Consider the following 14,492-nt stretch of genomic DNA (forward strand, 5'->3'; position numbering starts at 1 on the left):
AGGCTTTTGTTTTTTTTAAAAATTGCCAAGGATGTGCACCAATCGTTAAAGGCCGCTGCCATGATGACTACTAACCAAACCTCGCAGGGTACAATCACTGCCGTGGCTGCAAATTTTTTGTATTCACTACTGTTCTTATTTGGCTTACTACTGCAACCATTATCAGGTACACAGGTTGCGTCGTGGCGCGTGCTGACGATGTTTTTTAGTTTGGTATTGCTAGTCACTTTGCTAAAGCAGTGGCAGCATATTTTTGATTATCTAAAAACCCTAAAAAACGCGAAAGAGTGGTTTTTATTCATACTACCCACACCGATTTTGGGCGCGCAAATTTGGATATTCATGTGGGCACCCGTTAATGGCTTGGGGCTGGAAGTAACGTTAGGCTACTTCTTATATCCGATGATTATGATTGTGGTTGGTCGGTTTTTTTATAATGAAGACATGAGCCTACTCCAGTGGGTTGCCATCGGATGCGCAGGCTTTGGTATTGCTTATGATATATTCCAATACGGTGCTATTTCTTGGGCGACGTTGTTTGTCTGCTTGGGTTACCCGCCGTATTATCTACTGCGTCGCTATCTAGCCGTACCGCCCATCACTGGTCTCATATCGGATCTTGTGTTGTTGTTACCAGTCGTATTGGTTGCGCTGTATATGAATGGTGGCTTTGAAGTCGCGATAACCAACCATAAACTGTGGTATCTGTTGCCTTTACTTGGCATTATTAGTACCGCTGCCATGTCATTGACAATGATAGCGAGTCGAAAGCTCCCCGTCTCACTGTTTGGCACTTTATGCTACCTTGAGCCGATATTCTTGTTTATATTTTCCATTGCTATTTTGGATCATAATGTCGAAGAAGGCTCGATGCTGATGTACAGCATGATTTTTGTCGCATTGCTTATTATGATTGCGGATAGTGCACTTGGTTATATGGCACGCAAACGTGACGACCGCTTACATGGCTACAATGAGCCGCAAGTGGGCAGCTTTCCACCGCGCCGTCGTCTAAAAAATCGCCGTATTAAAGGCGTATTAGCCGCGCATAGATTTCGTAAAATTAAAAAGTATCAGCAAAAAATAGATAAGATGACACGCAAAATCGAAGCATTGCATTTAAAGTAAATATTGCTAGTGGGCGTAGGTTGAGTCTGACTTGGCGGGCTATATCTTTTGGCATAACGCGATACAGTTTCTGTGTCAAAGATGAGGTAATTACGCTATTATCAAGAGCAGTGCTGCCAGACTTAGATAAATGCAGCACACCCTATATAAAATATTACTGCTCATTCACACTATAACTAGGATGGTTTATGTTGCATCTTCATCATTTAGCAAACTCACGCTCGTTTCGTATTTTATGGCTGTTAGAAGAGTTAAACATCGATTATAACTTGACGAGCTACGAGCGCACTAAAGCATATCGCGCGCCAGAAAGCCTAAAAAAAGTACACCCACTTGGCAACGTGCCAATACTAGAGGTGAACGATCGCGCGCTGATTGAGTCAGGATTTATCATTGAGTATCTACTCAAACATTATGATAAAGAGCAGCAGTTTAAACCTACTGATGACAATGAAGCAGCATGGGAAGCTTATACTTTTTGGTTACACTTTGCTGAATCATCGCTGATGCCACTGCTAGTCATGCGTTTGGTATTCACCAAAGTGGTTCAACAGTCCCCAATGCTGATCAGGCCCATTAGTAAAAAAATACAGGGTCAAGTCGAAAAAAACATGATCAGCAGCGGTCTAGAAAAAATGCTGTATATGATCGAGCAGCGCTTGCAAGATAATCATTGGTTTGCAGGCAGTGAGTTCAGTGCGGCCGATATCCAGATGCACCTTGCGATTGCTGGGGCCAATGCGGGTGCAGGATTGGACAGCCGCAAATATGCCAATATTCTGAACTGGCTAAAACGATGTGAAGAGCGTGATGCCTTTAAACGTGCAGAAGCCAAAGGCGGTCGTTTGCAGTTTTAGACGAGCTATATTTAATCAATGATAAATAACTAATTTGATAGTAAAATGAAAGGTTTTGTTTATTTATAGACAAAACCTTTTTTAGGATTACAAATGACAGATTCGAATAAATTAAATACCCAAAAGATTGATACAGACATCGCTGCTGACTCTCAAATTGACAGAGCCACTGTTAATAGCCAGCAAGTCTCTATCAAATCTTGGTCGCAGAAAATTTTGGTTGTAATACTATGCGCAGCGAGCTTTTATGGTGGTTGGAAGTCTTATGAGTCCAACATGGTCAATGAATGTACGGCCAATGGTGGGCAGATGGTTGAAGCACAAAAAACCATGATGTGCCAATTATCATAGTGAATAAGTATCATATGTAAGAGAGGTAATCTATGTTGAGGCTGACTTTTTTGGGAACCTCTGCCGGTGTGCCGACCAAACAGCGTAATGTGACCGCACTAGCGATTGAATGTCTGAATACGCATGGTGTTCAGCCGAATGGTCAATCACGGGCTGCCAATCACAATAATCAGAACAAAAAGTCGCGTCCATGGGTGTTGATAGATTGCGGTGAAGGTACGCAGCAGCAACTATTACATACCAAACTTTCTTTGCATCAACTAGCTGCTATTTGCATCACTCATGTGCATGGCGATCATTGCTATGGCCTGCCAGGTCTATTAGCGAGTGCTGCGATGTCAGGACGCCGTGAGACACTGACGATTATCGCGCCACAAGCAATTGCTACTCTGCTTGAGGCTTATACGATAACCACTGAGCTATATCTACCGTTTGCTCTCAATTTTGTAGCAATTGAAGAGGTGTTATCTGAGCAAGGTAACACCAATAAGGTTAATATTCGCTTGAGCGACCAGCATCAGCTTGATATCGATATCACGCTGCTATCACATCGGGTTGCTTCTCATGCATTTGGTATCACGCAGACTATCCATCATCGTACGCTTGATACGGATAAACTGCTAGCGCAAGGTATTCCTGCAAGCGCACTGTGGGGTAAATTGCAACAAGGTGAAGACGTCATCACTGAAGACGGTCAGCAGTTATGTGCAGATGATTATATCAATGATGAGGTATCACGAACGCGAGTGGTGGTGGCTGGTGATAACGATACGCCAGTGTGTCTTACTGCGGCGTTGTTTGACACGGATTTATTGGTGCACGAAGCGACGTATACACATGAAGTACTGACTAAGATTCAAGCCAAAAATCCAGAGTTTGATCCGATGCATAGTAGTGCGCAATTGGTGGCGGATTTTGTGGAAAGCAGTGGCGTAAATAATCTAATATTGACGCACTTCAGCGCGCGTTATCAGGGTTTTGATAATCCTAATAGCAAGACACCAAATATGGCATACATTCGTTTAGATGCTGAGAGCGTTTACAAAGGTAATCTATGGTTAGCAGTAGATTTTGACCAATATATGGTCGATGGTGCAGTTGACTCGGTAGGTAATCAAGAGGGCAGTCAAAAGGGCTGTCAAAAAGAAAGCCGCGTGCAGTATATAGGCTCTGCACGCAGTGATTGATTAGCGCTAGATATGGACTATCGATAGATATGACTTAGCGCTAGGTATAGCTTAGCGCTTACTGTCTGCAATTTCCAACTGCGTTATACCGCTCCAGTATCGACTGAACTGGTAAGCAACTCGTCCTGAGCGCCCACCACGTTCAGAAGCCCAACGTAGCGCATCTTTTCTGATCTTGTCAGGCATGGTCTGACTTTCCAAAGCATTCTTAGCATCACTATCCATATCAGCTGAGATTTTCTGCTGCTCTAAGTTCAGATAATGCTGAATGATATGCAGATAAGTCTGCTGATCCATGGGATGGAAAGTGAGTGATAAACCGAATCGATCTGACAATGACACAGTCTCATCAATGGCCTCATAAGGATTGACTTCATCCGTCTGACCATTATAGATATTAACATTGTCTTTCATCATTTGCGGTAGCAGGCGACGGCGATTACTGGTGGCATAGACCAGTAGCTTATCTTGCTCAGAGTCTAGCGAGCCATCAAGCACGCTCTTTAGTGTACGATAGCTTTCATCTTGACCATCAAACGCGAGATCATCACAGTATACGATGTAGCGGCAGTTACAATCTGCTGGTAGGGCATTAATGGCAGCGCGAATCTTATCTAATATTTGCAAATCATCGCGAGCAACTTCAATAATACGCAAACCTTCACTATGATGGGCTTGTAGCAAAGCACGAATCAATGATGATTTACCGGCACCACGTGTCCCTGACATCAAGACATGGTTGGCAGGATAACCTTTAATAAACTGACGCGTATTCTGTACCAGTTTCGACTTTTGCGTATCGATACCATGCAAGTCATCTAAGCTCAAAAACAGGTTAACCGATAAAGCTTCTAAATTGCCAGTACGTCCACCAACCCAGCGATAAGCAAGCTGATCCGGATCGATTTCAATCGTCGGTGTCACCTGCTCTTGTAGGTACTGACTGAGTAAGTCTAGTAAAGGTTGAGGTAGGGCATAAGTAGGCTGATTAGAAGGCGCGGTTGGGATGATTGGTTGTGACATAGTGGCTCGAGTAGTTAAGGTTGTATTTAGGGTCTGCTGAACATTCAAATATTAGGGCTGCTGATTGCTAAAATTGCACCAAACTAGGCGCAAGCCGACGATAATGTACGATACCTTAGCTAGGCTTGTAACAACGTTTGGGGTGATTTTAGCATCAGCCTTTCAGGGCAGTACTATTTTCTGCCAATATATGGCGAAATTGTCTAACCTAGAATGACTAGGCATCAAAAATTTCACTGCATATTGTCTAAAAAATAGTTGCTGCCAGCACCACATTTGAATGTTCAACAGACCCTCATACCATACCCAAAAATATCATTAACGTGGCTAAACTTTTGGCGCCTACTGAGCGTAGTATTAGGGTGTGTCATCAATTAGCACATGGATACATTGAGTGGCCTTAAAGTGGCTAAATTTTGCTAGACATCGTCAGAAATTTTGTCAATATGTTCATATTAACGGCAATTTCTGCCTTGTTTATCTACAATTTTTCTCATTTTAAGTCTCACAATCTCATTGGTGACACGCCCTAGCCAAAATTATTCGCGCTATTATTATTTTTGGAAATGATACGAACGGGAAGGCAGTAATCTCACCCTATTATGAGAAAAATACCATGGAAAATAGTGCCAGTAATCTGTCTATTAAGCAAGCGTTACAGGCGCGATATCAGCAGTTATTGGCAGTCATTACGCAAGCACTGACCACACTGCATTTTAGCAAAGTCGTTCACCAGCGTATTACTCAGCAAAGCACAGAACAAATGCAAGAGGAGGATACGAAAAACATCGAAAATACTTACTACCAAGGCTTAACGCGCGCCCAACATGCACAGTTTGGTCAAGTCATGATTAAATGGCAGTTGAGTGCTGATTCTTATCATATCTCTCCCGATTCAACTCATGAAGCAGACGTTTTAGTTGCTATGAATGCGTTATCAAGAATCAAAGATAATGCTATCGCACCGCCACTATTGGCACATCATTACGTAAACGTTCAGATACTAGATCAGCCGCAAAAGCTAATAATCGTCGTCATGCCTTATTACTTTAACGGTAGCTTGGCGAGTCAGCTGACCGCTTCAAAACATCCGTCATTGACAGCACAACAAAAGCATCACTTCATCACTCAATCCGCACATTTGATAGCCAACTTGCATCACGCTGGCTGGTTGCATAATGATATTAAGCCTAGCAATATTTTGCTAGATACTTCTAGCGATAGATCCTTGCTGAATAGTGCGGATAATAGCAGCATAATGCCGAATTTATTATTGACTGATTTTGCTCTAGCACAACGTATAACTTTAGCCTATAGCCAATTAAATGCTGCTGGTACACCCGCATATCTAGCACCCGAGCGTTGGCAAGGTCAGGGTGCAACGGTGCAAAGTGATATCTATGCGTTTGGGATAACGATGGTCGAGATATTGGCGAGCAGCCGACCGTTTCAGGTCAGCGCCAATAGCAATGATAAATTAAAAGCGTGGGCGATTCAGCATTGCCAGCAACCTATTCCAAAGTTGCCATCAGAATATAGTCATTATCAATGTATGGTCGATAAGGCATTAGCGAAGCGGGTAGAGAGACGGTATCGGAGTATGGAAGAGGTACTGATAGATTTAACATCATTAGACAACAGCTAAGTTTATGATTTTATTTTTAAAAAGTGATGGTTTGTAGTATTCATATATTACCCAGTCGTTGTTTTTTATGTTTGAATGGATATTCAGGCTCATTTTAAGCTCAGTCGCTATAAGCTAATTTGGGTTCCCGTATTCCATTACAATATTTTATTACAATACAGTGAGAATATCATGGCTAAAGTACTGATCATAACTGGCGATTTTGTTGAAGATTATGAAAACATGGTACCGTTCCAAGCGCTGCTAGCGATGGGACATGAGGTTGATGCGGTCTGCCCAGATAAAGTGGCAGGTGATAGCATCGCGACCTCCATACATGATTTTGAAGGTGACCAAACTTATACCGAAAAACGCGGTCATAATTTTGTCCTTAATGCGTCTTTTGACGATATTAATGTCGCAGATTATGATGCTTTGTATTTACCAGGTGGACGTGCGCCAGAATACTTGCGTTTGAATGCTAAGGTCATTGCAATGATTCAGCATTTTGCAAATACTGATAAACCAATTGCATCGGTTTGTCATGGGCCACAATTACTGACGGCTGCTGGCGTATTAAAAGGTAAAAAAGTATCTGCTTATCCTGCGTGTCAGCCAGAAATAGAAATGGCTGGCGCTGAGTATGTCAAGTTACCTATGGATGGCGCTATTACGGATGGCCAACTGGTAACGGCTCCTGCATGGCCTGCCCACCCAGCTATGCTGAAGCAGTTTGTTGCCTTGCTATAAGCTTTAATTAGGGTTTGTTGAACATTTGAATATCAAACAAACCTTAGTATCGAGAGAGGATATTATATGTGCCAACTTTTTATTAGTGCTGACGACAGCTTGTGGCGCTCTAAAACCAAATCGCTTCGAATTCAGGGGGTTGTTACCTCAATTCGTTTAGAAGTGTTCTTTTGGGATATATTAGAAGAGTTGTCATTTCGTGATCAAATGACAGTTAATCATCTGATCACTAAGCTATACCTTGAATCTCTCGATGCTGATCATGACATTGGTAATTTCACCTCTTTTCTGAGGGTTTGTTGTTCTCGTTATTTATCTTTAATAGCCGATGGCGATCTTTCTCGCGAAACAGCATTACCTTTAGAAAAAGTCGATGCAAAAAATATCATTGAACGTGAAACCCTGCGTAAAAATCAACGTAGTGCCTTATTCAATGATAGTGAGAAAAATCCTTCTGTTCATTAGGGTATATCCTCAATTCAAACGATAGTCATCTAACTGGTCTAAAAATAGCCAAATTTTGCTAAATAGCTGGCCAATATCTCGATATCATCAACACTGTTTTTCTCGTTTGACGACAATTCATCTTATTTCCATCTTCATTTCTAAAATGAGGACACACCCTAGTTATGCCTATAGCAAGTGCATAATCATATAGTCATTCCACTACAAAAGTATTATTGATAGGGCATTGGCGAAGCGTGTAGAGAGGAAATGTCAGAGTACGATGGATGTATTAACTGCCTCGAATAGTATAATTTATTTTTTAACAGTCTTTAACAATACTTAACAGTATTGATACTTTGAAGGTTTTTCAGAGTCGGATAATGAAGTATCGATTCTTTATTAACTCTCATTGTTAGCCTGTTTTTTTTAATTATATAGTCAGTTCAATACAAAAAGTAGTTATCAAGACGAGGACGAAATTTTTGTCAATTTTGTCTGCATAGACACAGCCTGAAATGAAAACTTAACTCGGTCGCGTGTCATATAAAATGCATCTATTTTATTTAGAATTGACTATACCAATCAAGAGTATGTTGATTATAAACAAAGGAGTTTTATATGAAAGCAGCACGTTTTTATGATAAAGGTGATATTCGTATTGAAGATATTCCAGAGCCTACAGTAGAACCAGGCACAGTTGGTATTGATGTCGCATGGTGTGGTATTTGTGGTACTGATTTGCATGAGTTTATGGAAGGTCCTATCTTTATTCCACCGTGTGGTCATCCTCATCCTATTTCAGGCGAGTCGGCACCCATTACGATGGGGCATGAGTTCTCAGGGGTTGTGTATGCCGTTGGTGAGGGTATTGATGATATTGAAGTCGGTCAGCATGTAGTGGTCGAACCATATATCATCTCTAATGATGTACCAACAGGCCCTGGTGACGATTATCACTTATCAAAAGATATGAACTTTATTGGTTTGGGTGGTCGTGGTGGTGGTTTGTCTGAAAAAATTGCTGTGAAACGCCGCTGGGTACATCCTATCGCCAATAATATTCCATTAGATCAAGCTGCTTTGATTGAGCCGTTGGCTGTTGGCTATCACGCGTATATGCGTAGTGGTGCTAAAGCAGGTGATGTGGCATTGGTTGGTGGCGGTGGCCCTATTGGTCTATTATTATCTGCGGTGCTAAAAGCCAAAGGTATCACTGTAATTCTGACGGAGCTAAGTGCTAAGCGTAAAGAGAAAGCCAAAGAAAGCGGGGTTGCTGATTATATATTAGACCCTACAGAAATTGATTTGAAAAAAGAAGTCATGAGCATCACTGATAATCGCGGTGTAGATGTGGCCTTTGAATGTACTAGTGTGAATAAGGTGTTGGATTCGTTGGTTGAGCTGAGTAAACCGACTGGTGTGGTCGTGATTGTTTCTATTTGGAGCCACCCAGCTACTATAAACGTACATAGTGTGGTGATGAAAGAGCTTGATGTACGTGGCACGATTGGCTACGTGAACAATCATAAAGATACGATCCAACTGGTTGAGGATGGCTTGGTTAATCTTGAGCCATTTATTACTCAGCGCATCGCTTTAGATGATCTGATATCCAAAGGCTTTGAGACACTGATTCATAACAATGAATCAGCAGTAAAAATCATCGTCAATCCAAATCTATAATCGTTGTATATCGCCAGTGAGTCAGTACTATATCTTTGATATGATCCCCGCTAATTAGCGGGGATTTTTTATACAAACTCCAGACGTAAAAAAACCTGCTAAAAGCAGGCTTTGATATTTGGTCTAAGATGTACTATCCGAAAATGGTGGGGCTGGAGAGACTCGAACTCTCACACCTTGCGGCGCCAGAACCTAAATCTGGTGCGTCTACCAATTCCGCCACAGCCCCATTTTCGTTACTCTATCATTATTAACGTTTAAACTCAAACACAACGTAGATAGTTAACTGATTCGGTAGTGCGTCTCAGTGGTTGGCTATTATATAGAGTTTGAATAGTTTGGCAACCCCTATTTGCAATTATTTTTAATTATTTAACGATTTTTTTTGTCAATATTTCATAAATATTTGATATTAATAGGGTTTTTTATCGAGTTTTTTACGTCTTTAATCACTATTTCTTTGCACTTCTGATGCAGTGATATCTAATTGCTGCAATTTACGCGTCAAGGTATTGCGTCCCCAACCGAGTAAGTTGGCAGCGGCTATCTTTTTACCACCGCTATGGTTGAGTGCGGCTGTCAGTAGAACACGTTCGAACTCAGGTGTCGCTGTCTGCAAAATATCCGTTTCTCCGGTTTGCAGAGACTGTGTTGCCCAAACAGCCAGCGCTTGCTGCCAACTTGTAATATTAGAGACAAGCTGACTTTGTTGAATAGGATTTTGATTGTCTGTGCCAGCACTATATAAATCTTGTTCTAGATGGGGCTCTAGATTAGAAGGTATGTTTTCGAGCAGCTCTGGTGGCAAGTCCTCCGCCATGACGGTGTCGCCAGTCGCCATCACGGTCAACCATAGGCAGACATTTTCAAGCTGACGCACGTTACCACGCCACTCAAAAGACTGCATAATCTGTACAGCCATCGGATGTAGCTGTTTCGGTGCAGTATCCATTTGATCGGCAGCGCGCTTCATAAAGTAGGTCGCTAGCGCAGGGATGTCTTCGCGTCGTGTCCGTAGTGGCGGGAGTGGTAAGCGAATCACGTTAAGGCGATAAAATAAATCCTCGCGGAATTTACCTTGTTTGACCAGCTCTTCTAAATTCTGGTGCGTGGCAGCAATGATGCGCACATTGACTTTGACGGGTTGCTGACCACCCACACGATAAAACTCGCCATTGGCAAGTACGCGTAGCAGCCGTGTTTGAGTGCTAAATGGCATGTCACCGATTTCGTCTAAGAATAATGTCCCGCCATCTGCCTGTTCGAAACGCCCTGGTCGAGTCGTCGTCGCACCAGTAAATGCGCCTTTTGCATGACCGAATAGCTCAGACTCAATCAAATCATGCGGAATGGCTGCCATATTGAGTGCAATAAAAGGCTGCTGGTGACGCGGTGAGTGCTGATGTAGCGCACTGGCGACCAACTCTTTCCCTGTCCCTGATTCCCCCGTGATTAAGACTGTTATCGGGGAGTGCGCCAATCTGCCAATGGCACGAAATACTGTCTGCATGGCTTGTGATTGACCAATAATGCCACTGGGGTTGTGATTCGCACTAGTATCTACTTTAACGTCAGTTTTATGTTTGACAACTTTATTGACTTTGCTGACCGTATTGGTTTTATTGATAGACTTGGATTTGTTATCAGACTTTGTATTAGTATCCGCTATGATGTCAGCTGTTACTTTCGTGTCAGAAGTATTAGATTTCGTTGCCTGACGCTCTACCACCAGATTAGGTTGATAGTTAATCGCTTTATAAATCGTGGCAACGGCATCATCTAAGTCGAATGGTTTGGGTAGATATTCAAACGCCCCTGTTTGATAGCTATTAATAGCAGAGGTGAGATCAGAGTGAGCAGTCATAATCACAATAGGCAGCTTAGGAAAGTGCTGATGTACCCAATCACTAAAAGACAAGCCATCCATCATTGGCATACGAATATCAGTCAATATCACATCGGGTAACTGCGTGACCGACTCAGTTTCTTGCAAGATATCATTAAGGCGTCCCCATGCTGCTTGCGCTTGGGTAAAGCTAATAACCGTAAGCCCTGCATCCTCAAAAGTATCTGCTAACACCATTCTCAATGCGGCATCATCGTCGATGAGCCATAAAGTCGCAGGGCTATCATCAGGGGCATTATTGACCGTCACTTTGATGGCTTGGTCAGTGGGGGTTTGATCGTTTGCCGTTTGAGTATCGCTTTTAGGTTTATGTTTGTCGCTATATTCAGTCATGTATGAGGCCTAATGAGCAATGGGTTGGTTCAGGATGGTAATGTCGTATTTGTGATGTAACTGTTCTAAATAATATCCGTTTTTTGCACTGTGATTGTTGATCAATGAAACGGCAGATATAGTGTAAAGCGTGTCTGCTGCTGACCTTGTACTTGTGTGGAGCTGACATCAATCATACCACGATGATGGCTGATGATATCTTGCACAATAGATAATCCTAGACCAGTCCCTGCAGCACGGCTAGTCACCATTGGGAAAAATATTTGTCCGATCAATGCTGGATCAATCCCTGAGCCGTTATCGGTAATGTTTACTTGTAAGACTTGCTTGTGTTGATGTCCAATAATGGTGTGTTGAAAGGCGACTCGCGTTTGGATATGTAGGGTTGGCTGGTAATCTATATGGCAGTCAATGTCAGTCTCTGAATCTATCGATTGCAATTTTTTGGCTTCCGAGAGCTCTTGCTGTTGTAGCGTTTGTTCAAACTCAGTCATGGACTCACAGGCATTATTAATCAGGTTTAAAAATACTTGAATTAATTGGTCTTTATCAGCGCATAGCTCAGGCAACGATAAATCATAATCTCGCTGTAGCGTTAATTGTGGGTATTGATTGATTACTAAAGACAAGACATGCTCTAGGGGCTCATGGATATTCAGTATTTGCCAGTTTGGCAGTTGATTAGATCCGAGGAACTGTCCTACCAGATGTGTTAAGCGATCCGTCTCTGAGATAATGATATCGGTATAGCCACGTAGTTTCTCAGTGGTCTTCTGTAGGTCGTCATTGTGGTTCGAACCAGAGTTTTTGCTACTCATAGCGGTTGAAGCACTGCCATTAAGATTGGCATCATCGCTGAATTTGATAAATTTTCGTTGTAATAGTTGTGCAGCACCGCGAATGCCAGCCAGCGGGTTTTTTATCTCATGGGCGACTGACCGTAGCATATGACGGGCCACACCATATTGTTGCTGTTGACGTTGCTCTTCTGAGATACGGCTTTGGCGATCTTTGCCCCACATCTCGATGATAAAATACGTCTTCTGCTCGTAGATGAGTGGCGTCACGCTATAGTCGACGGAAAACGATAAATTGCCATTCAATTGCGTATTTATGATGTGATCATGATCAATGAATGGTTGCTGATACTGTTTCGCTAGCTCAAACCTTTCGGCTAAAGAGCAGTTTTGTTCATAGACTTCATCGTTATTGATGCTAGGGCTGTCTTTTGGTTTTAACTCTTCGGGCGAGAGTAATGCCAATATAGGTTGATTGAGCAGTCTGCCACTGCTGATAGCCAGTAGTTGTTCAGCTTGAGCATTTAGCCAAGTAATAGAGAGCTCTTCATTGACCCACAAGATAGCTGTGAACAAATGCTGTGATATGAATGCCAAATCAGGTGTCGATTTTGCGGTTGTCAAATGGGTTGTCATGGGTCGGCGCCTACAAAAAAATACTCAATATAATATTTAACCATAAATCAACACTATAGAGCGGCAAAACTGGCGATTTTTGCAAAAAAAACGTACAATGCGCACAGCCACTTTATCTCTAGCAAGGTTAGCCATGCCCAAAACTTCTACCGAGTCGGTCAATCCGACTATTACCACCTCACCGTCAGCTTCTATCGCTCCAAAAGACACTGCCACTATTTTTAATCCTGCCAAGCCCAATATAGTGCAAGATAGTCAGGCAGATGTCAGTCAAACAGATACTAAACAACCTTACCATCATAAAGCCAATCATAACCAAAACCGTAGTGTCGCCCAAAGCAGTGATGTAACGACTGCCAATGCGACTGCTACGATGCCAGTTAGTGCAGCGCCAAAAATTGGTTTTGTGTCATTAGGTTGTCCAAAAGCCTTGGTGGATAGCGAGCGTATCATCACCGAATTGAGCCGTGATGGTTATCAAGTAGCCAGCGACTATGAAGGTGCGGATCTGGTCGTGGTCAATACTTGCGGTTTTATTGAATCAGCGGTACAAGAGTCGCTTGATGCAATCGGTGAAGCTATTAGCAAAAACGGCAAGGTCATCGTGACGGGCTGCTTGGGTAAAGAAGCGGATAAAATCCGTGCAATGCACCCAGCTGTACTTGCCGTGACGGGCGCGCATGCCTATGATGAAGTCATTACGGCAGTTGCCCAGCACGTGCCCAAGCCAAACCGTAGTAAGGATGCAAACTACGATCCTAAAATAGATTTGATTAATGAGGCGGGTATCAAATTGACCCCAAGCCATTATGCTTATCTAAAAATATCTGAAGGCTGTAACCACCGTTGTACTTTCTGTATTATTCCAAGCTTACGTGGCGATTTGGACTCACGTCCGATTGACAACGTCATGAATGAAGCACTGGCGCTGAAAAATGCTGGCGTGAAAGAGTTGTTAATTATCTCGCAAGACACTTCCGCTTATGGGCTGGATCTTAAATATAAGACCAGTTTTTGGAACGGTATGCCGCTGAAGTCGAAGTTCTATGACTTATGCAAAGCGTTGAATGACTTGGGTATTTGGGTACGCTTGCATTATGTCTACCCATATCCGCATGTAGATAAAGTCGTTGAATTAATGGGCGAAAAGAAACTCTTGCCTTATTTAGACATTCCTTTTCAGCATGCCAGTCATCGCATCCTAAAAGCAATGAAACGTCCAGCACATAGTGAAAACACCTTAGCTCGTATCAAAGCATGGCGTGAGATTTGCCCTGATATAGTTATTCGCTCAACCTTCGTTGTTGGCTTCCCTGGTGAGACGGAAGAAGATTTCCAATGCTTGCTTGATTGGCTGGTTGAAGCTCGTCTTGATCGCGTTGGTGCCTTTACCTATTCAGAAGTTGAAGGTGCTGTGGCCAATGATTTGCCAGATCACATACCTGAAGACGTTAAAAAATCTCGTTACGAGCGTTTGATGACGCTACAACAAGATATCTCAGCACAAAAACTACAAGAAAAAATCGGCAAAACCTTGATGGTATTGGTCGATGAGATTGACAGTGAAGAAGGTATTGCGATTTGCCGTAGCTATGCGGATGCGCCTGAAATTGATGGTCACGTCTACGTTGACGACATCACTGCACAAGTCAAAGTAGGGCAGTTCTTAACCGTCACTATTGACGACGCCAGTGAGTATGATTTGTTTGGTAGCTACAAAGGCTAAAAACCTTACACTATAGACAAGTGAAAATTGCCCCACAAAGGGCA

The 14,492-nt window shown here is 42.6% G+C and carries 12 protein-coding genes and 1 tRNA gene; 9 read left to right on the forward strand and 4 right to left on the reverse strand.

The features are described 5' to 3' along the window. Positions 1–60: 60 nt before the first annotated feature. From rarD to I6E84_RS12910, 4 genes are all read left to right on the forward strand, one after another. A complete protein-coding gene (rarD, locus tag I6E84_RS12895; protein ID WP_197218390.1) occupies positions 61–1,128 on the forward strand; it encodes an EamA family transporter RarD in 1,068 nt (355 codons plus the stop codon). A gap of 188 nt (positions 1,129–1,316) precedes the next feature. After that, positions 1,317–1,985 carry a glutathione S-transferase gene (locus I6E84_RS12900; protein WP_197218392.1) on the forward strand — a complete coding sequence of 223 codons (669 nt, stop codon included), beginning with the start codon at positions 1,317–1,319 and terminating at the stop codon, positions 1,983–1,985. A gap of 93 nt (positions 1,986–2,078) precedes the next feature. Beyond that, positions 2,079–2,336: a hypothetical protein gene (locus I6E84_RS12905; RefSeq protein ID WP_197218394.1), complete on the forward strand. Its 258-nt coding sequence runs from the start codon at positions 2,079–2,081 to the stop codon at positions 2,334–2,336. Between the two features lie 50 nt (positions 2,337–2,386). Beyond that, positions 2,387–3,523 carry an MBL fold metallo-hydrolase gene (locus tag I6E84_RS12910; protein ID WP_320158645.1) on the forward strand — a complete coding sequence of 379 codons (1,137 nt, stop codon included), beginning with the start codon at positions 2,387–2,389 and terminating at the stop codon, positions 3,521–3,523. A gap of 51 nt (positions 3,524–3,574) precedes the next feature. Here the strand turns inward: I6E84_RS12910 and I6E84_RS12915 are convergent, their stop codons facing one another. Continuing rightward, positions 3,575–4,546: an ATP-binding protein gene (locus I6E84_RS12915; protein ID WP_197218397.1), complete on the reverse strand. Its 972-nt coding sequence runs from the start codon at positions 4,544–4,546 to the stop codon at positions 3,575–3,577. Positions 4,547–5,162: 616 nt separating this feature from the next. Here I6E84_RS12915 and I6E84_RS12920 point away from each other — a divergent pair. From I6E84_RS12920 to I6E84_RS12935, 4 genes are all read left to right on the forward strand, one after another. Further along, positions 5,163–6,191 carry a protein kinase domain-containing protein gene (locus I6E84_RS12920; protein ID WP_197218399.1) on the forward strand — a complete coding sequence of 343 codons (1,029 nt, stop codon included), beginning with the start codon at positions 5,163–5,165 and terminating at the stop codon, positions 6,189–6,191. A 168-nt stretch (positions 6,192–6,359) separates the two neighbouring features. Next, complete coding sequence (locus I6E84_RS12925; protein WP_320158646.1) at positions 6,360–6,920, forward strand: DJ-1/PfpI family protein; 561 nt, start codon at positions 6,360–6,362, stop codon at positions 6,918–6,920. 66 nt (positions 6,921–6,986) lie between these two features. Continuing rightward, the gene (locus I6E84_RS12930) at positions 6,987–7,385 is read left to right on the forward strand and encodes a ribbon-helix-helix domain-containing protein (protein WP_197218401.1); all 399 of its coding nucleotides are present in this window, start codon (positions 6,987–6,989) and stop codon (positions 7,383–7,385) included. Positions 7,386–7,985: 600 nt separating this feature from the next. Beyond that, on the forward strand, positions 7,986–9,050 hold the full coding sequence (locus I6E84_RS12935; RefSeq protein WP_197218402.1) for a 2,3-butanediol dehydrogenase: 1,065 nt from the start codon (positions 7,986–7,988) through the stop codon (positions 9,048–9,050). Between the two features lie 144 nt (positions 9,051–9,194). Here I6E84_RS12935 and I6E84_RS12940 read toward each other — a convergent pair. The 3 genes from I6E84_RS12940 to I6E84_RS12950 all read right to left on the reverse strand — a co-directional run bounded on the left by I6E84_RS12940 (position 9,195) and on the right by I6E84_RS12950 (position 12,722). Next, positions 9,195–9,279 (reverse strand) — tRNA-Leu (locus I6E84_RS12940). Positions 9,280–9,495: 216 nt separating this feature from the next. After that, positions 9,496–11,289: a sigma 54-interacting transcriptional regulator gene (locus tag I6E84_RS12945; RefSeq protein ID WP_197218403.1), complete on the reverse strand. Its 1,794-nt coding sequence runs from the start codon at positions 11,287–11,289 to the stop codon at positions 9,496–9,498. Between the two features lie 101 nt (positions 11,290–11,390). After that, positions 11,391–12,722, reverse strand: a complete 1,332-nt coding sequence (locus tag I6E84_RS12950) for a two-component system sensor histidine kinase NtrB (RefSeq protein ID WP_197218404.1) — start codon at positions 12,720–12,722, stop codon at positions 11,391–11,393. Positions 12,723–12,855: 133 nt separating this feature from the next. Here I6E84_RS12950 and rimO point away from each other — a divergent pair, with 133 nt between their 5' ends. Next, positions 12,856–14,448, forward strand: coding sequence for a 30S ribosomal protein S12 methylthiotransferase RimO (gene rimO, locus I6E84_RS12955; RefSeq protein WP_197218405.1), 1,593 nt, complete (start codon positions 12,856–12,858; stop codon positions 14,446–14,448). Positions 14,449–14,492: the final 44 nt, after the last annotated feature.

This window comes from Psychrobacter sp. SCQQ22 (genome assembly GCF_015864605.1).
GTDB classification, from domain to species: domain Bacteria; phylum Pseudomonadota; class Gammaproteobacteria; order Pseudomonadales; family Moraxellaceae; genus Psychrobacter; species Psychrobacter fozii.